Here is a 22,850-nt window from a genome sequence, read left to right as displayed (position 1 = left end):
ACACGTTACCGCCCACCCGTCAGGTGAGGTCCATCCGCACCGGACAGAGTGCAGCCACGGCACGTAGTAGTGCGATCCGGTGCAGAGTGTCACCGCGTCCGGTGGCGAATACGCCGAAGACGATGCGCGCCAGCCGTTCCAGACAATCCGGAGCGGTCAACTCTGCTCGGCAAACCACCATGTGCTCGAGAATCTCGGCGTTCACCCGGTCGATGACCGGACGGACGGACCCGAGATCCGTCGGCGTGGTCGGCGCGGTGGTGCGATCCCAACGCCACCGCAGAATCAACCCACGCTGCACCGTCTTGTTCGCCTCGATCTGCCCGAAGAATGCCTGCCGCACCCAGCTCTCCGGCAGATCGTTGCCGCGGGCCAGCCGGGCCACAGCGTCATAGACTTCGGCCTCACGGACGGGGTCATCGATGACCGGCTCGCCTTGGTCACCCGCCGCCCATTTCGCCGCCGCCACCACGTCGGCGGTATCGAGTCGCTCGACGACCAGCGCGACCAGACGGTCGAGCGATCCACCGACCGCCGAGACCTTCGCGCTATCCGGTCGCATAGCCGGTGCCATGAGTGGGTTCGCCTCGATATCCAGCGGGTCGAGACCTGTCCGACACGATGGGAACAACCCGGCGCACGCGGAAGCCGATCACTGCGTCAGCGTAAGCGCGGACACCGACAGCATCGGCTGTAGGCGCGGGCACCGACGGCGTCGGGTGCGGTCGCGGGCACGGACCGCACGACCAGCGATGTCGGCGATCTGTGATACTCGACACATCCACTCGCCTCTACTCGCAGTAGGCCTGGCGTGGTGTCACGCTGACACAACGAATCGGCGACGGTTTCGTCGCTGCCGTGAAAGCGCCTGGGACGTGGAGGATGCGCATTCCGATGACCGTCACCGGCTTGTTCACCTGGCTCGGCGGAGGCCGCAACAGCACGATCACCGATCACCACGAGCGTGCCGGGTATGTCCTCACCGGCATTGTCGTGCTGCTGTTCGCTGCGATCTCGGGTGCGGTGGTGGCCACGGCATCGGCCGCGGCCGATGGATGGCCGCTCTGGGCTGCGGCCAGCACAGGACTCGTGGCCGCGGCACTGACCGGCGTTCTCGCCCGCGCGGTGGCCACGCCGCGATTGGGCGGAGAACCCGATCGGCTCGGGTCGATCGGGCGTGTTGCGGTCGCGATACTCGCCGCCGGTGTCCTTGCCGAGCTGGCCGCGCTCGTCTTGTTCGCCGGATCCGTCGATCGAATGGTGAACGACCGGGCGCATGCGTCGGTCGATTCCGCACCGGCCGTCGTAGCGGCACAAGACGACCTGGACCGAGCGCTCGATGACCGCACCACCATCGAACGATCGGTCGCCGCGGCGCAGGCGGATGTCGATCGCGGACTCGTGATCGCGCGCTGCGAATACAACCCGACCCCCGACTGCCCCCAGACCAGGATCACCGGAGTACCCGGTCGAGGTCCGGAGACACAGACTGCCAACGACATGCTCGATGATGCGCGTCGGCAGCTGTCCGCAGCACGAGCACGGTTGGATGCGGCCGATCGCCGAATCGCCGACGAACGAAGCGCCCAGGCCGCCACCCGCGCGGCGGCCTTCGCTGAGGCCGACCGCGGCCTGGGCGCACGCTGGCGTGCCATGAACGATTACACGATGCGTGAAGCAATGCTGCTTCGCGTGCTGACGATCGCAGTGTTCGTCGCGCTCGCCCTCCTGCCGCTGGCGCTGCGCTGGTGGCGCGGGGAGAGCTCGTTCGATCGGGTCAATGCCGCGCGCGCCACGACCGACCGCGCCGAACGCGACGCCGAGACCGCCATCGCGGTCACGCAGGCGCGAGTGCGCAGCGAGGCCGAAACCCTGCGTGCCGAACAACAACTCGCCGCCGTCCGCCTCGCCGCCGACGCGGACACTGCTATCGACCGTGAACGACAACGCACCCGTATCATCGCCGCCATCGGGGGCATCGAAATCGGCATCACCGAACCGCCGCGCCGGCCCGAACTCCCTGCTGCTGCGGTCGAGGATCGAAAGGACAGCGCCATGCCACAGCCGACGCCGAACATGCCACAGCCGACGCCGAACGTGCCCAGAACTGCGAATACCCCCGCATCCGCGGTCTCGACCACGCCACCCCCGCACAGCGGTCTCGAGCTGCCACTGATCGGCACGGTGCCGTTCACCGATACGGCGGCGCGCTTCCTCCGACCGCTCGTTCCCTCGTTCGTCGCCAACGCGATCGACACCGCGACTCATCCCTTGCGCACCGCTCGTCAGGCGTTCGAGGAAGTCGAGGAAGTCACTTTCACACTCCGGCGCACCCGCAAGGTCACCATCGACGGCTCCACCCTGCAGTCGCCGCAGACGGACGCTGCGCTCGGACACCAACCCCGCGACGGCTCTCCCGAGGCCGCGCATGCCCAACACGTAGCGGCCACGATCGTCGACTCCGATCGTTCGGCGCACTGGGGCGCGGGCCACTCCGCGCTGCCGCCGACCGGCGCGGCGGGCTATGCCATACCCGCGCCCACCCGCCCCAACCAGCTGTCCGGATCCCGGTACCCGCAGCTGCCCGGATCCAACCGTCGCGAACTCCCACCCGGCACCTGACCGCGCATCGACCGGAAGGGATTGCACTTCTGCACCGACACACAGCGATGCGCCGACCATGGCATCTCTATATACTCATCCCGCGCTGCCGGCCACCGAACAGCCCAGCACGGGTCCGGTCGGGGTGGGTATGGAAACGAGGTCGCTGTCTCCGCGCACAACTGTGCCGTTGCGGCCATTGAGTTTTCGTGAACGTCTCGATTTGCCGTTCGCACTGATCCAGCGGAACATCCGCGCTGTCGTCGGGCTGGTTGTCGTGAGCGTGGTGGCCGCCGAGACCGTCATCGTCCTGGCGACAACCGTGCCCTGGAACGCCTGGCTACGGACCAATCGCTGGGCCGTTGTTCCGGTGTTGATAGGTGAGACGACGTCATACCGACGCAGCGTCGCGCGCGCGAAACTTCTTTCCACGGGGACGAAATCGTCGTCGATCATATTGTGGATTACCCAGCGCACCCTGCTCGTCCCGCTCGCGCTTCCATTGCTGGCTCTCCCGACGGCCGGGGCGTGGATCTTCAGGACTCATCGTTGGCCGGTGATCGTCCCTACCGTCTACGTGCTGTACCTCAACGCGCTCAATCTGGGGGTCACCGCCGGGCTGATGGCCGACGCGGGACGGATCGACGCCTACCTCGGATTCATTCTGCCGCACGGCATGTTGGAAATGACTGCGATTCTCGTCGGGGGTGGCGTGGGATTGAAACTCGGTTGGACACTGATAGATCCGGGTCGGCTCAGCCGGTCGGAAGCGCTGGCCAAGATCGGGCGATCCGCCGCGATAGTGAGCGCAGGATTGGTCGGGATGCTGTTGATCAGTGGCTTGATCGAAGGCTTCGTGACCCCGAGCTCCCTTCCTCTGTGGGCTCGACTGGCGACGGGGTTCGTCGCCGAGGCGACATTCCTGCTCTACGTGTTCGGATTGGGGCGGCGGGCGAAGCTGGAGGAGACGAGCTGGTCGTCCAGGACGATGCGTCCTCGGCACGAGATCATGAGTTAGCCGACGTCGACAGTCCGCTGTACCAGGTGGCACAGCGGACCTGAACCAGATACTTCACATCACGAATCGGTCTCGAAATGAGTAGATTGAGTCGCGCTGGCCGCAGCGAGTCGCGCTCAAGCTGCGGCCAGCGTTACCGTCGACTCTACACAATCGTTACTCGCGCGCAACCACGTCTGCTCCGCTCGCACACTCACAGCAGCACAACAGCTACATCTGACGGCGCATCTGCCAGCTACCTCGAGGCCGTGTCCGGAGCTGAGAATTTTGCAGGTGAGCACCATTCCGTCACCGGCTCTCACGGCAGTGTCGAATTCACCCGCGGGCACGATCACCATGTTGCGCAACGTTGTCCACACCATGCTGCAGACAACTCTACGTTTGCTAGCGCAGCCTCCCTACCTGCACGTTCATTTGCAAGGAATGCCTGTTGCCGACTGTCGCCAGAAAGAAGAGACCGAAAGTTTGTCAATCGGCGATAAACAAGATATTCACTCGGTTCGGGTGCGGAAATACCGTCTGATCCCCCGTCGACCTACACGTTAGCCAGCTGCCTGATGGGCCTGGCGGAGATGCCGCTCAATACGCGTTCAGCACCTCGACCGCTAATGAATATCGTCCTGTGATCTTCGCCATAACAACGGCTCGAGTAGGAGGTCTATGCGACTTCGTGGACGATCCGACATCGTCGAACACAGGCAGAGCCGAACACAGGCAGAGCCGAACACAGGCAGAGCCGAACACAGGCAGAGCCGACTACATCAGCGCACCACCGTCGACCCGGATCTCACAACCGGTCATGTATCGCCCCTCGTCGGAGGCCACCATCGCGACAACTCCGGCGACGTCTTCCGGGCTGCCGAGCGCACCGCCGTTGAGCCATCCGGTCATCCGAGAAAACAGCTCTGGATCGAATCCCTCGGGAAGGTCCAGGATGGACTTGGTGGTGATACCGCTTGTGATACCTGCTGGCACGATGTTCACCGCACGCAATCCCTGCTTGGCGTACTCCAACGCAATGGCATGAGTGAAGGCGTTCACCCCGCCCTTCGACGCCGCATAGCACGCGAGATATGGATTCGCACTGAGCGCTGCGGTCGAGGACAAATTGACCACCACGCCCCGTCCAGTGGCCAACAACGCGGGCAACGCAGCCTGGGTCGTCAGGAAAGTGCCGGTGAGATTCACCGTGATCACCTGGTTCCACACTTCGAGCGGCATCTCGTGCGTTCGAGCAGGTCGCAGGATTCCGGCCGCGTTCACCAGCACGTCCAAGCCACCGAGAAACTCGAGTGTCTGCGTGATCGCAGGTCGCACCGAATCCGGATCCGCAATGTTCATCTCGATCGTCCGCAGTCGCTCGGCGGCATCGCCGGCCTTCTCCGCAGTAGCCGTCAATCCGGTGATGTCGACGTCCGCAGCGACCAACTGCGCGCCCTCATCGAGGAGGCGCAGGGCGATGCCCTGGCCGATACCGGATCCCGCTCCCGTCACCATCACACGACGACCATCGAATCTGCGCATGCCAAAAATTAGAACACGTTCTTATTGCACGTCAAGGAAGTATCGCCGATGAAGCACGGCATGTCGTCTCGATGTCACCACGACGACCGATCACGCCAGATATAGAAGTGATCGTAGACTCGAGCCGTTCACGCACTACTTCGTCGGTGCCCGCACCAACTGCGTCGGTCGACTCGGGGCACGACGAATCATCGAAGCATCGATGCCACGGAGCAACGCGGCACGCCCGAACAGGAGTCGGTTGGCTTCCAGCGAGTGCCACCCCATATTTCGGCGACCATCCACACAGTGGTCGGGTGTGGGTGCCGTAGCCACAATCGAAGTCGGTCGCACTCGGGCCGAATCCCCTCGGATTCCCTGCGTATGGACCGCTTCCCTGCGTGTGGACCGCTGCATGGACGCAGACGGGGCACAACCCGAAGACTATGCCCCGGACCTGCGTCGATGTGTGGGCGAAGGGGGACTTGAACCCCCACGTCCCGAAGGACACTGGCACCTGAAGCCAGCGCGTCTGCCATTCCGCCACTCGCCCGAGCGACGGGGAGACAGTAGCACGCCCGCCCGCCGGTGACGAAATCATCATTTCACAGGTTCGACCGGGCGACTGGAGGGCCACGAAATGCGATGCCGCCACCAAGAGTTACAGGTGCGGACGATCGTGGATATCATGCAGTGAACGTGGTCGATAAGCGACACGCCATACCCGCGTGTCGCTGTTAGGAATCAGGAAAGAGACGCTCACCGAAGGGAGGCCGATATGGGCTTTGTTTCCCGGTTCGAGCGTCGCCTTCAGGGGGCAGTCGGTGACGTGTTCGCGAGAGTCTTCGGCGGCAGTGTCGTGCCCCAGGAGGTGGAGGCAGAGCTGCAGCGCGAAGCAGCCGACCATGTTCACGACCTCGGTGGCGGCCATCTGTTGGCGCCCAACAGTTATGTGATCACGATCAACTCTTCGGATCATAGAAAGTTGGCCGACGATCACGACCTCACCACCCGCGCGTTCGCCAAACATCTGGAGGACTACATCCGAGAGCAAGGCTGGCAGACGTACGGCGAAGTACAGGTGACGCTCGAGGCATCACCTACGCTGCACACCGGACAATTCAGGGCGAGTGGCCGCGTGGATCCGGAGGCCGGTCAGGCAGTCAATGCGGCTCGCGGCCCCGAATCACCGCCACAACGACCTGCACACCCGCAACCAGGAGCTGGCCCCATGACGCAGAACTCAGGCTACGACCCGAGCCGTGAGCCCGCGGAGTCCGATCCACGCGACCGCGGGTTCGCTCCACCACCTGCCGGTCGCGGTATTCCGCAGAGCGGCGCGTACCGCGACGATTACGGTCGCGGCGGATACGGCCCGGACCACCAGGCCCCGGCAGCGCAGCAGGGTTACGGTGACTATCAGCGCAGCGACCAAGGGTACGGCCAGCAGGTCGACCCAAATTACGGTCAGCGAGGCTACGACCAGCAAGGTTATGGCGACCAGCAAGGGTACGGCGACCAGCAAGGGTACGGCGACCAGCAGCAGAGCTACGGCCAACAGGGCTACGCCGACTCCGGCTACGACCAGCAGGGCTACGGTCAACCGGGCTACGCCGACCCTGGCGGTCAACCGGGCTACGCCGACCCCGGCGGTCAACCGGGCTACGCCGACCCCGGCCGGGGTCAGCAGCGGTACGCCGAGTCCGACTACGACCAGCACAACGACCAAGGCTATGACCAGCAGGGGTACGGCCAGCAGAACTACGGTCGACAGGGATATGGCCCGCCGGAGCGCTCCGGTTACGGTCAACAGGGATACGGGCAGCAGGGTTACAACCAGCAGGGATACGCCGAAAACCCACAGGGGTATGCCGATTCCGGCTACGACCAGGGCCAGGGGTACAACGACCGAGGTTACGCCCAACAGGCCTACGGGCAGCAGCGATTCGGCGACCCGGGCTACGGTGAGCAGAACTACGCCAGTGAGCAGAACTTCCCCGACCAGGGCGGATACGGTCAAGACGACCAGGAAGGCTATGGCAGGGCCTACTCGCAGTCGGGTTTCGGGGCGCCGCAGAGCTACGGCTCGGGCTATGGCGCGGCGCCGCGCGCTGATTCCGGGTACTCCGCAACCCTGCAACTCGATGACGGTAGTGGCCGAACCTACCAGCTGCGCGAGGGCAGCAATATCATCGGTCGCGGCCAGGACGCGCACTTCCGGCTGCCCGATACCGGCGTCTCACGCAGGCATATCGAGGTGCGTTGGGACGGCCAGACTGCGATGCTGTCGGATCTCGGCTCCACGAACGGCACACTCGTCAACGGCTCTCCGGTGCAGGATTGGCAACTGGCCGACGGCGACGTCATCCGGGCCGGACACTCCGAGATCCTGATCCGCATCGTTTGATCCCGTAAGCTCGCGGTGCAGGTCGCGACATGGCACTGAACGGGGCGCGGGGCCGTATCGTGATCGAAGTCGACCGATGACCCTATTATGCTGCCAACACATGCGCGGCGCCGACTCACCAGCCGGCGAAGCGAACAGGCCGGTGGGTGGTCGAACTGCACCGATGGCAGCGATGTACAAGGTCGAGATGTACGAGGTCGAACAGGAGGTGGAACGCCGTGCAGGGATTGATCCTGCAACTGACCCGTGCGGGGTTCCTTCTGCTGTTGTGGTTGTTCGTGTGGGCCGTGCTGCGTACCTTGCGCAGCGACATCTACGCGGCATCCGGTATACGAATTCAACCCAAGCCCGCACGCGGGTCTGCGGTGTTGCCGTCGTTCGGCCGGGGCCAGAAGGGCGCCAAATACCTTGTGGTGACCCACGGTTCGCTTGTAGGCACGCGCATTTCACTCGGCAGCCAGCCGGTGCTGATCGGGCGTGCAGATGATTCCACGCTGGTACTCGCCGACGACTACGCCTCGACCAGACATGCGCGCTTGTCTCCGCGTGGCGACGAATGGTACGTGGAAGATCTCGGCTCGACGAACGGCACCTACCTCGATCACGCAAAGGTCACCACCGCCGTCCGAGTTCCACTGGCCACCCCTGTCCGTGTCGGTAAAACTGTGATCGAGCTGCGATCGTGACACTTGTTCTCCGCTATGCGGCGCGTAGCGACCGTGGCCTCGTCCGAGGCAACAACGAAGACTCGGTATACGCGGGCGCGCGGCTGCTCGCGCTCGCCGACGGCATGGGCGGCCACGCCGCCGGAGAAGTGGCGTCCCAGTTGATGATCGCCGCGCTGGCTCACCTCGATGACGATGAGCCGGGTGACGATCTCCTGGGCAAGCTGGACGCGGCCACCCGAGCGGGTAACGCCGCCATTGCCGACCAAGTCGAGGAAGAGCCCGAGCTCGACGGTATGGGCACCACACTCACCGCGATCCTGTTCGCGGGCAAGAAACTCGGACTCGTCCACATCGGCGACTCGCGCGCCTACCTGCTACGCGCCAGCGAATTGACGCAGATCACCCGGGACGACACGTTCGTCCAGTCCCTGGTCGACGAAGGCCGAATCACTCCCGAGCAGGCACATTCGCATCCGCAGCGTTCATTGATCATGCGTGCGCTCACCGGAAGTGAGATCGAACCGACGCTGATCATGCGCGAGTCGCGCGCCGAGGACCGCTACCTGCTGTGCTCCGACGGTCTCTCGGACGTGGTGAGCAACGAAACCATCGCGAATACGATGCGTGAAGGCAGCACCGACGAATGCGCCGACCGGCTCATCGAACTCGCCTTGCGCAGTGGCGGGCCCGACAATGTCACCGTCGTCGTCGCCGACGTCATCGACCTGGACTACGGTCAGAGCCACCCGATCGTGGCGGGCGCCGCCTCGGGCGTCGACGAAGACACGCCGCCACCGAACACGGCCGCCGGTCGGGCTTCCGCCTTGCGGCCGCCCCGTACCACGCCTCGCCGGGCGGCGGCGCCCGAACCGCCGCCGAAGAAGTCCCGTCGAATTCGGTGGACCATGCTCGCGATGGCACTGATCATCGCGGTCGGCGCCGGACTCGTGGTCGGCTACAAGATGATTCGCAGTAACTACTACGTCGGCGCCGACGATGGTTCGGTCGTGATCCTGCGCGGACTTCCCGGATCGATCCTCGGCTATTCGATTCACGACGTGAATCTGGTCGCCTGCGTGACCAGCGACGGTGAACTCAGTTTGCTCGAGCCCGGTGAACAGCTCCCGTCCTCGTGTCGGCCGTTGCGAGTCGACGATCTGAAACAGACCGCCCGCGAGCAGGTGGACAAGGGGCTACCGCCGGGGTCTCTGGACAAGGCGAAAGGCTCGATGACACACCTCGCCCAGCGAGAACTGCTACCGCCGTGTCCGGTCGAGAAGCCCGATCAGCAATCGGAGGTCGCATCGCCGACGGAGTCCGCCGCTCCGGAGTCGCCGGACGGCGCGCCGGCACCGCCCGGCGCGGCTCCCGATCCACAGGACGGTCTCGAAACGCCGAACCCTGCTGCCCAACCACAGCAGGAGGCGGCCCCCGTTCCCACCGAAGTACCCGCGCCGCCCGATCCTGGTGACGCTGATGGCGTAGAGATCCAGGCGCCGGCGGCGCCAGAAACCATCCAGGCGCCGCCGGCACCAGAAACCTCTGCTCCGGCACCGACCGAGTCGCCGATCCCCCAGATCCCGGGGGAAAGCTGCCGGGTGACAGACTGATGTCCGCGCCGTCTCCGCCGCCGGCTGGGGCTTTTCCCAGTCCGCCGGGCGGCTTCGCTCCTGCGCCACCACCGAGTTCCCGGCGAAATGCGGAACTGTTGCTGCTGGGCGCGGCCGCGGTCATCACCACTGTCGCGCTCTTTTTGGTCGAAGTCAGTCTGGAACAGTCGATCACCTGGGATATCGCCAAGTATGGCGTCGCGTATCTAGCCCTGTTCTCGGTCGCGCATCTCGCTGTCCGGCGATTCGCTCCGTTCGCCGATCCTTTGTTGCTACCCATCGTCGCGGTGCTGAACGGGCTTGGTCTGGTGCTGATCCATCGGCTCGACCTGGCCGATCAGGAGATGGCCACCTACAACTCATGGGCAATACCGTCGCCGGATGCCAACCAGCAGACCCTGTGGACAGCGCTCGGCATGCTCGGCTTCATCGTGCTGCTGATCGCCTTGCGCGACTATCGCACGCTGGCCCGTTACAGCTACACCCTCGGGCTGGCCGGCCTTGTCGCGTTGGCGATTCCAGCAATCCTGCCCAGCAGGTTCTCCGAGATCAACGGCGCGAAGATCTGGATCAGGTTGCCCGGGTTCAGCGTTCAGCCAGGCGAATTCGCGAAAATCCTCCTGATCGTCTTCTTCGCATCGGTACTGGTCGCCAAGCGTGAGCTGTTCACCGCGGCGGGGCGCCGCGTGCTCGGTACCGAGCTGCCTCGTGCCCGTGATCTGGGCCCGATTCTGGCGGTCTGGATCGTGTGCATCGGCGTGCTGGTATTCGAGAAGGATCTCGGAACCTCGCTGCTGATCTTCAGCACGGTGCTGGTGATGCTCTACATCGCCACCGAACGAGTCGGCTGGCTGGTCATCGGTGTCGGGCTGCTCGCGCTGGGCTTCGTCTTCGCCTATCAGATGTTCGGCCATGTCCGGGTTCGCGTGGACACCTGGCTGCATCCCTTCGACGATTACAACAACACCGGCTACCAGATCTCACAGTCATTGTTCGGCCTGGCCACCGGCGGCCTCGCCGGAACCGGGCTCGGTGGCGGTCGGCCCAACCAAGTGCCCTTCGCCAAGACCGACTTCATCGTCACCAGCATCGGCGAGGAGCTCGGCTTGATCGGGCTCACCGCGGTATTGACGTTGTTTCTGGTATTCGTGGTGCGCGGTCTGCGTACGGCGCTCGCAGTGCGCGACAGTTTCGGCAAGTTGCTCGCGGCGGGCCTGTCCTTCACCATCGCGATCCAGCTGTTCGTCGTGGTGGGCGGTGTGACGAAACTGATTCCGCTGACTGGTCTGACCACACCGTTCGTCTCCTATGGCGGCTCCTCGCTGTTGTCCAATTACCTATTGCTGGCGTTGCTGATCAAGATCTCCGACGCGGCCCGTGCGCCGGCGCCGATACGCAAGCGAGAACCTGCGCCGATCGCCGAGGCACGGACCGAACTGCTGCACCGCGAGGCGGGACGACCGGAAGCGGGTTCGGTGACATGAACACACCCCTGCGCCGAGTCGCGGTCGCCGTCATGGTGATGGTTGTCGCGCTACTCACCAATGCCACCTATATCCAGGTCATCAAGGCCGACGACTACCGCAGCGATCCGCGCAATTCGCGCGTGCTGCTCGACGAGTACTCGCGTCAACGCGGGCAGATCTCGGCTGGCGGTACCGTGTTGGCCAGCTCGGTCGCGACCGAGAACCGCTACAAGTACCTACGCACCTATCCCACCGATCCCGAGGCCTACGCGCCGGCCACGGGCTTCTACTCGATGCAGTACGGCAGCACGGGGTTGGAGCGGTCGGAGGACACCGTGCTGAACGGCTCGGATAGTCAGTTGTTCGGCAGCCACCTCGGTGACCTGATCTCCGGCCGGGATCCACGGGGAGGCAATGTGCTGACAACCCTCGATCCTGTACTCCAGCAGGTCGCCTACGAGCAGATGACCAGCAAGGGTTATACGGGCTCGGTGGTGGCACTCGAACCGAGCACCGGCAAGATTCTTGCCATGGTCTCCACGCCGAGCTACGACCCGAACCTGCTGTCCGGGCACGATGGCGCCCGCGGCACCCAGGCGTGGGAAACGTTGAGCGCCGATCCGCGGCATCCGATGCTGAATCGTGCCATCTCACAGACCTATCCTCCCGGCTCCACGTTCAAAGTCGTGGTCACCGCGGCTGCGTTGTCCAACCGAGTTGCGACTCCCGAGGATCAATTCACCGCCGCGCCGAACATCACCCTGCCGGGCACCAGCACCACAATGGAGAACTACGACGGCGTCACCTGCGGTCCCGACCCCACTGCGTCGCTGTACGAGGCGTTCCGGCGATCGTGCAACACCGCGTTCGCGGAGCTCGGCATCGAGGTGGGCGCCGCGAATCTCGAAGACGAGGCGGCCGCGTTCGGCATCGGCCCACACCAGGGAATTCCGATGCCGGTAGCGGAGAGCACCGTGGGCACCATCCCGGACGATGCTGCACTGGCGCAGAGCAGCATCGGCCAGCGAGATGTCGCGCTCACCCCGCTGGACAACGCGGTTGTCGCGGCAACCGTTGCCAACGGCGGAGTCCGGATGGAGCCCTACCTGGTGGATCAGCTGCAAGGCCCGGATTTGAGCGAACTATCCACCACCGAACCGGTCTCGGTCGGTCAGGCCGTCTCCGCCGATGTGGCATCGACCCTGACCAACCTGATGATCGCCTCGGAGAACAACACCGCCGGAAGCGGTCGGACCCCCTATCAGATCGCGTCCAAAACCGGCACGGCGGAACATGGCACCGACCCCCGCAATACTCCCCCCCATGCGTGGTACATCGCGTTCGCTCCCGCGCAGAACCCGAAGATTGCCGTCGCGGTGATCGTGGAAGACGGCGGGGACCGAGCGCTCGCTGCCACCGGCGGCTCGGTGGCAGCGCCGATTGGTCGTGCGGTCCTGGACACAGGTCTTCGAAGGGGCTGAACGATATGGATCTGCGAGTGAAGGTACGGGAATCTCGATGCTGAACAACGGTGCCACCATCGCCGACCGGTACCGGCTGCAGCGACTGATCGCGACCGGCGGCATGGGTCAGGTCTGGGAAGCCCTGGACACCAGACTCGACCGCAGAGTCGCAGTCAAGGTGCTCAAAGCGGAGTTCTCGACCGACCCGACGTTCCGACTCAGGTTCCGCACCGAGGCGAAGACCACTGCGCAGCTGAACCACTCCGGTATAGCCGGGATACACGACTACGGTGAGACCGTCGATCCCCAGAACAGCGAGACCGCCTACCTGGTGATGGAATTGGTCCAGGGCGAGCCGTTGAACAATGTACTCAGCCGGCTCGGCAAGCTGTCGGTGTCTCAGGGCCTGGACATGTTGGAACAGACCGGGCGCGCTCTCGACGTGGCGCACCGCGCCGGTGTGGTTCACCGTGATGTGAAGCCGGGTAACATCATGGTCACGCCTACCGGGCAAGTGAAGATCACCGACTTCGGCATCGCCAAGGCCGTGGATGCTTCGCCGGTGACGAAAACCGGCATGGTGATGGGTACCGCTCAGTACATCGCGCCGGAACAGGCGGTCGGCGAGGATGCCACCGCTGCGAGCGACGTGTACTCGCTCGGTGTGGTCGGCTATGAGGCTCTCGCCGGGCAGCGCCCCTTCGCCGGAGACGGCGCAATTACCGTGGCCATGAAGCACGTCCGTGAAACCCCACCCCCGTTGCCGTCCGATCTCCCCGCCAATGTGCGCGAACTGATCGAGATCACCATGGAGAAGGACCCCGCGCGACGCTATAGCCGGGGCGGCGAGTTCGCCGACGCAGTCGCCGCGGTGCGGGCAGGCCAACGTCCGCCGCGGCCCGGCGGTGTCCAGGTCACCGTGCCCCCTACCGGCGCCACTCAGGTGTTGCCACCCGGACCGACTGCCGTCATCCGCTCCACGCAACCGGTTTTCGACAATGCGACCGCACGCTATACACCCCCGCCGGTCGGGGCCGCACAGCATGGCGGTCCGGCCGAGGCGGCGACGGCATTGGCCGGAGCAGGGGGCCACCAGTCGCCGGGAGATCCCAGCGGCGCTCGACGCGTCACTCCGGCGCAGAAGAGGTTCGCCGCACTCGGCATCGGCGCCCTACTGCTCGGCGTGATCACCTACTGGCTGGTGTTCACGCCGAGCAAACCACCTCCCTCGACACCGCCCTCGACGCCGCTGTCGAGCGCCTCTCTCGTCCCGCCGGCGATCACCACCACCGTCGATGCGCCGGAACCTCCTGTGGTGATACCCACAACAGTTCCCGAACCGGTCGCCCCGCCTCCCATCCAGGCGCCCACGACCACTGTTGGACAGCCACCGACGACGAGCGACGAACCGACGTCGTCCGCACCTACGCCGACCACACCGATGCCGTCGACACCCACCACTACCGTAGAAACCACCACCTCCGCCGTAGGCACCACCACGGCATCGACTACTGCGGCGTCGACGACCGTTCCTACCGAGCCACCTGTTCCGACTACCGATCTGCCGATCCCGGAGATTCCCAGCGCCTGGGGGTTCTCGGTCACTCGCGCCGCATCCGCTACGTCTTCACAAGGACAGCCATGACGACCCCGAAGAACCTCTCCTCTCGCTACGAGCTGGGCGAGATCATCGGGTTCGGCGGTATGTCCGAGGTGCACAAGGCGCGCGACCTGCGCCTGAGTCGAGACGTCGCGATCAAAGTGCTGCGCGCCGATTTGGCGCGCGACCCGACGTTCTATCTCCGATTCAAGCGCGAAGCGCAGAATGCCGCCGCGCTCAACCACCCCGCGATCGTCGCGGTCTACGACACCGGCGAAGCCGAGGTCGACGGCGGCCCGCTGCCGTACATCGTGATGGAGTACGTCGACGGCGAGACGCTGCGCGACATCGTACGCAGCGACGGACCGCTGCCACCACGGCGCGCGATGGAAATCATCGCCGACGTGTGTGCCGCCCTGGACTTCAGTCACCGGGCCGGCATCGTGCACCGCGATATGAAGCCGGCCAACATCATGATCAACCGGGCAGGCGCGGTGAAGGTGATGGATTTCGGCATCGCGCGCGCCATCGCCGACAGCTCCAATCCGATGACGCAGACCGCAGCAGTGATCGGCACTGCGCAGTACCTCTCGCCCGAACAAGCCCGCGGGGAGACGGTCGATGCCCGCTCGGACGTGTATTCGGTCGGCTGCGTGCTGTTCGAAATTCTCACGGGTGAGCCGCCGTTCACCGGCGATTCGCCGGTTGCCGTCGCCTACCAGCACGTGCGGGAGGATCCGCGCCTGCCTTCACACGTACACCCCGGTGTGCCGCGTGAACTGGATTCGGTCGTGCTCAAGGCCATGAGCAAGAATCCGGCGAACCGCTACCAGACCGCGGCCGAGATGCGCGCCGACCTCATTCGAGTCCTCGGTGGGCAGCGACCGAGTGCGCCGATGGTGATGACCGACGAGGATCGCACCACAATCATGGGAGCCGACCACCTCGAACCGCGCAGCTACCGCACCGTCGAGCACAATGACGACACCGCCGAACAGGAACTGACGCAACCACCTGGTCATCGGCGGGTCGGCTACATCGCACTCGGCGCAGTAGTGACCCTTGCCGTCGCTTTCGCGTTGTTCTGGGTACTCCTCGGTCCGGGTAGCGGACCCGACCAGGTGACTTTGCCCGACCTATCGAACACGTCCTCGGAGCAAGCTCAGCAAGCTCTACAACAGCTCGGGTTCGCGGTGGCGATCCAGCAAAAGGCGGACAGCAAGGTTGCGACGGGCAATGTAATTGCCACCCGGCCTTTGGGCGGCTCGCGCATCGATGAGGGCAGTACCGTCACGGTTCAGGTCTCCACCGGCCCGACTCAGGTGCAGGTGCCGAAACTCGACGGTTTGAGCCAGCAGGAGGCGACACAGAAGCTCAACTCCATCGGGTTGGATATCGATCCGAACGTGGATCTCAAACCCTCCAGCCTCCAAGACGCCGACAAAGTGATCGGCACCAATCCCGCGGCCGGCGCCCGGGTCGACGCGGGCCGGGCCATCAAGCTCATTGTCGGCACAGGTCCGGAGAAGGTCCGCGTGCCGAATGTGATCGGGCAGTCCATCGACGTCGCGCAGCCGAACATCGAGGGGGCCGGCTTCGAGGTTCAGGTCCAGGACGTCACCTCGTCTCAGCCGAAGGGCCAGGTAATCGGAACCAAGCCCGCGGGTGGCTCGACCGCCGACAAAGGATCGGTCGTGACCATTCAAGTGTCCACCGGCGACCGGATCACGATGCCCGAGCTCAGAGGGCTCACACCTGCGCAGGCAGTGGAGGTACTGCGCCAGAACGGCTGGACCGGCAGCGCCGGGCAACTCAAACGGTCGACGGTGTTCGATCCGACCAATGTCGGCCGCATCGTCGCGCAGCAACCGCCAGCCGGTTCGTCCGTGGCGAAGAATGGCGACATCGGAATCACGATCGGTGCGTTCACCTGACCTCACGACTTCGACTACCTCACGACTTCGACTACCTCACGACTTCGACACAGCTCGTCGGAAACATGCAACGTATGGATGTCGGAATGGAAAAGAACGGAGAATTCTTCTCCCATTGCCGATTCGCTCGAGATCGAATACGGAAAACCCCTCCCCAGTCCATGGCGCAGCGAGAGAATTGCTCTGCTCCATTCGAATGAATGACAACTGGCTGAGGAACGAGGAGGCTTACTCATGACCACTGCCAAGGACATCATGAAACTCGGAGCACGGTGGATCGGTAAGGACCAGACCGTCGCGGATGCGGCGCGGATCATGGCAGATCTCGACGTCGGGTCGCTGGTCGTATCGGACGAAAACGAACGGATGTGCGGAATCGTCACCGACCGCGACATCGTCGTGAAATGCATCGCGCAGGACAAGTCGCCATCGGACATGCCGCTCAGCGAGATGTGCGAAGCCACTCCACGATGGGTCGATGCGAATGCCGACATCGAGGTCGTCCTCGACGAAATGGAAACACACCGCATCAAGCGAGTTCCGGTGATCGAGAACAATCAGCTGGTCGGCATGATCAGTGAAGCCGATCTGGCGCGACACCTGGACGACAATCAAATCGGAGAATTCGTGACCGCAGTCTACGGGCGCCCCTGAGTCGCGACCCCCGACCAGCTCTTCTTCGGGAAGTATCGCAACACGGCGACATCGCCGACCTGAGTGACGTCCTGCAACCGCATCCTCCGGTTGGGCGCGCCCGGGTAGGTGGCGTGGGCAAGGAAGCGCGGCGCGCCGGCGGTGCCGATCAGGATCGGTGCAACCGCCATCTGTAGCTCGTCGGCCAGGTCGGCAGCCAGGAGGGCGGTATGCACGCGAGTGCCGCCCTCCACCATGAGGCGGGTGACCCCACGCACACCCAGGTCGTCCAGCACGGCGCCGAAGTCGACTCCGGCGCCGAGGTTCACCACGTCCGCCAGGTTGGACAAGCGTTCGACGAGCCTTTTCGCGCCTGCCGCCGTGGTGTAGACGAGTTTGTCTCCACCGTGGTGCCAGAACTGCAGTTTCGGGCTCAGATCACCGCCTGCCGACACGGTCACCTTGAGCGGATATTCCGGTTTTCCCGCCGCTAGGCGGGCTGCTCTGCGGTCCGGGCTGTCCACCAGCAGTCGTGGATTGTCGCTGCGCAAGGTCTGCGCACCGATCAAGATGGCGTCGGAATCGGCGCGCAGTTGGTCGACCCGGTCGAAGTCCGCCGCGTTGGACAATCGAAGCCGCTCGGGACCGGTGTCATCGATGTAGCCGTCGATGCTCACTGCGATCGACAGCAGCACATACGGACGAGTCACCGCGGCACCAATGCGGCAACCTCCGCCTCCAGCGTCCGCACCAACCCTTCGGCAATGCGCTCTCCGCTGATCCCGAGCCAGTTCGCCAGCATGCGGTGTCCGCCTTGGGTCAACACCGATTCGGGATGGAATTGCACTCCATGGATGGGCAGGGTGCGATGGCGCATCGCCATCACGATCCCACTCTCGGTGCGGGCGAGCACCTCGATCTCTGGCGGTAGCGTGTCCTCCAGCACCGTGAGCGAGTGGTATCGCGTGGCAGTGAACGGGTCGGGTAGACCGGCCAGCACACCGACTCCGCTGTGGAACACCGCACTCGTCTTGCCGTGGAGCAGCTCGGGAGCCCTGGTGACCCTCGCCCCGAACGCCGCACCGATCGCTTGGTGCCCGAGACATACACCGAGCAGTGGAACGCGGTGGGCAGCGCAGGAGCGCACCAGGTCGATACTTGCGCCGGCCCGGTCCGGGGTACCAGGGCCAGGGCTGATGAGAACGGCATCGAAGTCGCCGGCAACGGCGTCGACGTCGGTCAGGTTCGCATCGTCGTTGCGCCAGACCACAACCTCGACACCCAACTGCCCCAGGTATTGCACCAGGTTGAAAACGAAGCTGTCGTAATTGTCGACGACGAGAACGCGCATGACGTCGAGACTACGGCCCGGCCCGGCGCGGCGTCGCATTCATTCCCAGTTGGGATAGCCTGGAGGCACACCGGCGGGCGCCGCAGCCTCGTCCACCAGCGGCGAGTGGGTTCGGCCGACAGGATTCCGCCCGCCCGGTACCGACCTGTACGCCGAATACGAGGACGTCATGCCCAAGTCGAAGGTCCGCAAGAAGACCGACTACACGATCAACCCGGCCTCACGGGTCCCAGTGAAGGTGAAGGCCGGGCCATCTCCGGTCTGGTACGTGACCATCATGCTCGGGTTCATGGTGGCCGGGCTGCTCTGGCTGCTGGTCTACTACCTGGCGGCCGAACAGATCAGCTGGATGAACGATCTGCATGCATGGAACTTTCTGATCGGCTTCGGCCTGATGGTGGTGGGCTTGATCATGACCATGCGCTGGCGTTGAGCCGCACGCGGGTTACAGTGATGTCATTCATGCACACCTGTGGATGATTCTGTGGACAATTCGAGCAGCGATTGGAACTGCCGTGACTCCAGAGCGTCCAGATCCTCGGTCGACGGACCGCGACGAGACGATACTGGCGTGGACTACGCCCGCAGCGGCGCTCGTCGCAGTAACGCTGGGCGGAATCGCCTTGGCCGTCGCCGCCGTGTTAGCCGCCGACGCGACAAGCCGGCTACTCGTCGGGTTGGCAGCTGCCGGCCTCCTCGGCCTCGCGGTGCTCGGATTCCGGCAACGGCCACGATTGTCGGTACTGACCGGCGCTCGACCACGCCTGGTGGTCCGCACCCTCCTCGGAGCAGACGAGTACACCGCCGATCGAATCCTGCGCGCCCGGGTGGTGAGCTTCCGCCGCCTCGGGCGCACGATGCCCACATTGGAACTCGACGTCGAGCGCGACGGCTCGGAGCGACTACTGATCTTCAGTCGCTGGGACCTGGGTACCGACCCGGTGGTCGTGTACCAGGACTTGATCGCGGCGATGCGACTGTCCGGGGACACGGCGCGCTGAATCCGATCTCGAACCAACCGATCTCGAACCAACCGGTGCCCAGGCACCGGGCCGCGATGTTTCACGTGAAGCGAGCGAACGTCCCGATCAGACCGTGAGGGTGATCGCACTCACCACCACAATCCACAACGCGGCGATCGCGATGGTCGCCACAGCGCCCCATCCGAGCAGTCGAACGGTTGCCGGTGACTCGACCCGGAGCCAACCAGGCAAGAACAGGATGCCGACCGTCGCCAGCGTTCCCGCCGCCAAACCGCCGAGATGTCCCCACAATGAAATGCCGGGCAGCGACAAACTGATGAATACGTTGATGCCGATGGTGATCAACATGGCGTTCGGGTTCCGGCGCAAGCGGATGAGTATTACCGTGATCGCCCCGAACAAGCCGTAGACCGCACCCGAGGCTCCGGCTGTCGCCGCGTTCTGCGCCAACACCATGACCGCGGCCGAACCACCGAGCAGCGAAACCAGATATACCGCGATATACCGCAGCGGTCCCAGCACGAGTTCGACATCTCGGCCCACGATGTAGAGCGCGAACATGTTGATCACCAAATGGAGCAGTCCGAAATGGAGGAACCCGGAACCGAGGACACGCCACCACTCACCGCTCGCGACTGCAGGCGGAAACAGCACCCAGTCGATGAACAGAACCGATCGTCGCTGGTCGCCCACCAGGCTGTTCGCCTGTGCGGCGGTGATCGCGTAGATCACGACATTGATCGCAATCAGCGCGTAGGTCACCAGGGGGGCAGCGGATCGGGGCGCCGGAGCTCCAGCGACGGTCCGTACCTGCGGCGCACTTCGTTGATCCTGGCGCAGACAGTCGACACAGTGTTGGCCGACCGCCGCAGGACGCAGACATTCCGCACACGCGGGCCGGCCGCACCGCGTGCAGGCCAGGCCGGTCGGGCGATTCGAATGGCGGAAGCACGTCGGTGCGGGCGGCTCAGGGTACATGGTCACATTCGATCACGACGTGAGTCGACTCTGTCGTCCCGTCACCGTGGACGTCGGGCAAGCCCCGCCACCCGGCGACAGGATTCTGCACGAGCCACCGCCATATGCCACAGTGGTCCAATGACCTCTGGGCGCCTGCACGTCACTTCGCGTTCCACCAGTCGATTCGTCCTCGTGGCCGCCGTCGCATTCGCAGGTGGCGCCGCGTATCTGGCTCGAACTCGCCGACCGCATCCCGTGCAACCGGCTGCGGCGCCGCCACGAATCGGTCGGGTACGCAGCGGCTCCGTATCGGCCGCCGGAACCGGCACGGAGCACGAACACTGACATCGGAAGGAATTCCACTCAGCGGCTGATCGCCTTATCATACTGGCGCATGGCCAGCGGTACGAAGATCACCAGGATCACCACGACCCACAGCAATGTGGTAGCCACTGGATTCTGTAGCGACCAGGTCTCCGGCACGGGCGCCAGTGGAGTGGTATTGCCGAACAATTCGCGCGTCGCCTGGGCGAGCGACGACACCGGATTCCACTCGGCTATCACGCGCAGTACAGTGGGCAACTTCTCACTCGGCACGAAGGTGTTGGCGATGAAGGTGAGTGGGAAGATCACGATGAAGCTGGCGTTGTTGAACACCTCCGGAGCCCGCACCAGCAGACCCACGACGGCCATGATCCACGACACCGCGTAGGCGAACGCCAGCAAGAGGAAATACGCCAGCACTGCGTCGAGGAACGAGCCGCGGATTCGCCAGCCGACGACGAAGCCGGCGAGTGACATCACCGTCAGACTGACCACATTGAGCACCACATCACTGATCGTGCGACCGAACAGCACCGCCGACGGCGCCATCGGTAGCGATCGGAACCGATCGATGATCCCCTTCTGCATGTCCTCGGCCAGGCTCGTACCGGTGAACGTCGCACCGAATACGACGGTCTGGGCAAAGATGCCCGCGATGAGGAACTCGCGATAGCCACCGGTCATTCCCGGTACCTCGATCGCCGCGCCGAAGACATAGGCGAACATCAGCACGAACATGATCGGCGACAGCGTGGAGAAGGCCAGAACCTCGGGTACCCGCCTGATCTTGATCACATTGCGTTTCGCGATGGTCAGGCTGTCGCCGGCGACGATCGACAGTCGCGCACCCAGCGTGGACGGCGCCGGAACCGGTGCCGTGGCGGTCATCGGATCACTCCTTCGGTCTGCAATTCATCGGTCGGTATCCGGTTCTCGCCGTTGGTGGGCATCGACATTCCCGGACCTGTGAGGGTGAGGAACACATCGTCCAAGGATGGGCGGCGCAGGCCGACATCGTGAATCTGCATGCCGTGCGCAGTCAGCCTGCCGATCGCCTCGACGAGAGCCTGTGACCCGTCGGAGACGGGGATGGTGATCCGGCGCAGTCCCGGCTCGAGTTGAATTTCTCCATCGGCGAGGGTCCTCAGCGCATCCTCGGCCGTCGCCAAACTGTCTGCGCGGTCGACGGTGAGTTCGATACGGTCGCCGCCGACCATGGACTTGAGTTCATCGGCGGTTCCCTCGGCGATTACCGTACCTCGGTCGATCACTGCGATGGAGTCCGCGAGTCGGTCGGCCTCCTCCAAATATTGCGTAGTCAACAAGAGCGTTGTGCCACCTGCGACCAACTCTTCGATGACATCCCACAGGTCGAGGCGAGCACGCGGATCGAGCCCGGTCGTCGGCTCGTCGAGGAAGAGCACCGGCGGATTGGCGACCAGCGCGCCGGCCAGATCCAGGCGGCGGCGCATGCCACCGGAGTATCCCTTGACCGGGCGGTCGGCGGCGTCCGCCAAGCGGAAACGCTCGAGCAGTTCCCGCGCGCGTTCCTTACTTCGCTGGATGCCCAAATGATAGAGGCGTCCCACCATTTCCAGGTTCTCGAAACCGGTGAGGTATTCGTCGACCGCGGCATATTGTCCCGACGCCCCGATCAGCGAACGCAGAGCCTGCGGATTGCGTAGCACGTCGATTCCCGCCACCGTCGCCCGACCCGCATCTGGTGACAGCAGCGTAGTGAACACGCGGACCGCTGTGGTTTTACCTGCACCGTTGGGGCCGAGCAGCGCGGTGACGGTTCCCTCCGGGACCGCCAAATCCAGTCCATCGAGGGCTACCTGCTGACCGTATCGCTTGACCAACCCTTCGGCGATTATTGCATCGGGCATAACTCTCCTGAGATCGACGGTGCGGATCGTGTTCGGCGCAAGGCCATGGGTGCAGATCGAGCCCGGCCGTGAGATCCAGCGGCCACCGGTACTCGATTCCAGTATTGCGATGATCACCGACAACTTCATCCAAATTTTCGGACGCAGCGCCGCTCGGCCTGCCGAGTATTCGGACACGTTCATGTACATCACCGTCGCACCACGGTCTGACAGTTTGTGACAGGTTTTACGACCGGTGTGGTGTGCGACATACAGCCCACACTTGCGCTATGGGAAACCGCAACGACCCACCACTGCCGCAAGCGGGGTCCGGCCCACCGTCGCAGCGACCGCTTTCGCCGGTGCGCGCAACAGCCACGGGCGTCGCGGAACCAACCGGGCACATCTGCTGGGGGTCTCGTCCGAAAGCCGAAACACACGAGCGGCCAACGGATCAGCAA

20 protein-coding genes and 1 tRNA gene are annotated in these 22,850 nt (G+C 64.4%); 13 read left to right on the top strand and 8 right to left on the bottom strand.

Features of this window, described 5'->3' with window-relative positions:
- Positions 1-19: 19 nt before the first annotated feature.
- Positions 20-574, bottom strand: a complete 555-nt coding sequence (locus K940_RS26490; RefSeq protein WP_155980703.1) for a chorismate mutase — start codon at positions 572-574, stop codon at positions 20-22.
- 320 nt (positions 575-894) lie between these two features.
- Here K940_RS26490 and K940_RS26485 point away from each other — a divergent pair, with 320 nt between their 5' ends.
- Together K940_RS26485 and K940_RS30610 are read left to right on the top strand one after the other, a co-directional pair.
- Entirely contained in the window at positions 895-2,622 is a 1,728-nt protein-coding gene (locus K940_RS26485; RefSeq protein WP_051406788.1) for a DUF4407 domain-containing protein, read from the top strand.
- Positions 2,623-2,680: 58 nt separating this feature from the next.
- Positions 2,681-3,619: a stage II sporulation protein M gene (locus K940_RS30610; RefSeq protein ID WP_051406760.1), complete on the top strand. Its 939-nt coding sequence runs from the start codon at positions 2,681-2,683 to the stop codon at positions 3,617-3,619.
- Between the two features lie 756 nt (positions 3,620-4,375).
- On the opposite strand, the gene K940_RS0100890 is transcribed toward K940_RS30610, so the two are convergent.
- Together K940_RS0100890 and K940_RS0100880 are read right to left on the bottom strand one after the other, a co-directional pair.
- Complete coding sequence (locus K940_RS0100890; RefSeq protein WP_028475965.1) at positions 4,376-5,143, bottom strand: SDR family NAD(P)-dependent oxidoreductase; 768 nt, start codon at positions 5,141-5,143, stop codon at positions 4,376-4,378.
- A 449-nt stretch (positions 5,144-5,592) separates the two neighbouring features.
- A tRNA-Leu gene (locus tag K940_RS0100880) sits at positions 5,593-5,675 on the bottom strand.
- Positions 5,676-5,900: 225 nt separating this feature from the next.
- Here K940_RS0100880 and K940_RS0100875 point away from each other — a divergent pair.
- The 8 genes from K940_RS0100875 (at position 5,901) to K940_RS0100840 (ending at position 16,924) form a co-directional block, all read left to right on the top strand.
- Positions 5,901-7,529, top strand: a complete 1,629-nt coding sequence (locus tag K940_RS0100875) for a DUF3662 and FHA domain-containing protein (RefSeq protein WP_028475964.1) — start codon at positions 5,901-5,903, stop codon at positions 7,527-7,529.
- A 218-nt stretch (positions 7,530-7,747) separates the two neighbouring features.
- Positions 7,748-8,215 carry an FHA domain-containing protein gene (locus K940_RS0100870; RefSeq protein ID WP_028475963.1) on the top strand — a complete coding sequence of 156 codons (468 nt, stop codon included), beginning with the start codon at positions 7,748-7,750 and terminating at the stop codon, positions 8,213-8,215.
- The gene (locus tag K940_RS0100865; protein WP_028475962.1) at positions 8,212-9,807 is read left to right on the top strand and encodes a PP2C family serine/threonine-protein phosphatase; all 1,596 of its coding nucleotides are present in this window, start codon (positions 8,212-8,214) and stop codon (positions 9,805-9,807) included. Before K940_RS0100870 ends, K940_RS0100865 begins: the two co-directional genes overlap by 4 nt.
- A complete protein-coding gene (locus K940_RS0100860) occupies positions 9,807-11,291 on the top strand; it encodes an FtsW/RodA/SpoVE family cell cycle protein (protein WP_028475961.1) in 1,485 nt (494 codons plus the stop codon). Before K940_RS0100865 ends, K940_RS0100860 begins: the two co-directional genes overlap by 1 nt.
- Complete coding sequence (locus K940_RS0100855) at positions 11,288-12,754, top strand: penicillin-binding protein 2 (protein WP_028475960.1); 1,467 nt, start codon at positions 11,288-11,290, stop codon at positions 12,752-12,754. The genes K940_RS0100860 and K940_RS0100855 overlap by 4 nt, the downstream gene beginning before the upstream one ends.
- A 37-nt stretch (positions 12,755-12,791) precedes the next feature.
- Positions 12,792-14,381, top strand: coding sequence for a serine/threonine-protein kinase (locus K940_RS0100850; protein WP_028475959.1), 1,590 nt, complete (start codon positions 12,792-12,794; stop codon positions 14,379-14,381).
- On the top strand, positions 14,378-16,270 hold the full coding sequence (pknB, locus tag K940_RS0100845) for a Stk1 family PASTA domain-containing Ser/Thr kinase (RefSeq protein ID WP_028475958.1): 1,893 nt from the start codon (positions 14,378-14,380) through the stop codon (positions 16,268-16,270). The genes K940_RS0100850 and pknB overlap by 4 nt, the downstream gene beginning before the upstream one ends.
- 234 nt (positions 16,271-16,504) lie before the next feature.
- The gene (locus K940_RS0100840) at positions 16,505-16,924 is read left to right on the top strand and encodes a CBS domain-containing protein (RefSeq protein WP_028475957.1); all 420 of its coding nucleotides are present in this window, start codon (positions 16,505-16,507) and stop codon (positions 16,922-16,924) included.
- Here K940_RS0100840 and K940_RS0100835 read toward each other — a convergent pair.
- A complete protein-coding gene (locus K940_RS0100835) occupies positions 16,909-17,613 on the bottom strand; it encodes a dihydrofolate reductase family protein (protein ID WP_028475956.1) in 705 nt (234 codons plus the stop codon). The genes K940_RS0100840 and K940_RS0100835 overlap by 16 nt on opposite strands.
- Complete coding sequence (locus K940_RS0100830) at positions 17,610-18,254, bottom strand: aminodeoxychorismate/anthranilate synthase component II (protein ID WP_028475955.1); 645 nt, start codon at positions 18,252-18,254, stop codon at positions 17,610-17,612. Before K940_RS0100830 ends, K940_RS0100835 begins: the two co-directional genes overlap by 4 nt.
- A 169-nt stretch (positions 18,255-18,423) precedes the next feature.
- On the opposite strand from K940_RS0100830, the gene crgA reads away from it, so the two are divergent.
- Together crgA and K940_RS0100820 are read left to right on the top strand one after the other, a co-directional pair.
- Positions 18,424-18,687, top strand: coding sequence for a cell division protein CrgA (gene crgA, locus K940_RS0100825; protein ID WP_028475954.1), 264 nt, complete (start codon positions 18,424-18,426; stop codon positions 18,685-18,687).
- A gap of 82 nt (positions 18,688-18,769) precedes the next feature.
- Positions 18,770-19,255, top strand: a complete 486-nt coding sequence (locus tag K940_RS0100820) for a PH domain-containing protein (RefSeq protein WP_231390200.1) — start codon at positions 18,770-18,772, stop codon at positions 19,253-19,255.
- A gap of 87 nt (positions 19,256-19,342) precedes the next feature.
- On the opposite strand, the gene K940_RS0100815 is transcribed toward K940_RS0100820, so the two are convergent.
- Positions 19,343-20,215, bottom strand: a complete 873-nt coding sequence (locus K940_RS0100815) for a rhomboid family intramembrane serine protease (RefSeq protein ID WP_028475952.1) — start codon at positions 20,213-20,215, stop codon at positions 19,343-19,345.
- A 120-nt stretch (positions 20,216-20,335) separates the two neighbouring features.
- Between K940_RS0100815 and K940_RS32785 the strand changes: the two genes are divergently transcribed.
- Positions 20,336-20,542: a hypothetical protein gene (locus tag K940_RS32785; RefSeq protein ID WP_028475951.1), complete on the top strand. Its 207-nt coding sequence runs from the start codon at positions 20,336-20,338 to the stop codon at positions 20,540-20,542.
- Positions 20,543-20,560: 18 nt separating this feature from the next.
- Here the strand turns inward: K940_RS32785 and K940_RS0100800 are convergent, their stop codons facing one another.
- Positions 20,561-21,409, bottom strand: coding sequence for an ABC transporter permease (locus K940_RS0100800; protein WP_081706074.1), 849 nt, complete (start codon positions 21,407-21,409; stop codon positions 20,561-20,563).
- Complete coding sequence (locus tag K940_RS26475) at positions 21,406-22,410, bottom strand: ATP-binding cassette domain-containing protein (protein ID WP_081706073.1); 1,005 nt, start codon at positions 22,408-22,410, stop codon at positions 21,406-21,408. Before K940_RS26475 ends, K940_RS0100800 begins: the two co-directional genes overlap by 4 nt.
- Positions 22,411-22,850: the final 440 nt, after the last annotated feature.

The sequence above is a fragment of the Nocardia sp. CNY236 genome, from assembly GCF_000482385.1.
Lineage (GTDB): Bacteria > Actinomycetota > Actinomycetes > Mycobacteriales > Mycobacteriaceae > Nocardia.
The sequence above is the reverse complement of the archived record's forward strand: the minus strand, read 5'-3'. Positions and strand labels throughout refer to the sequence as shown.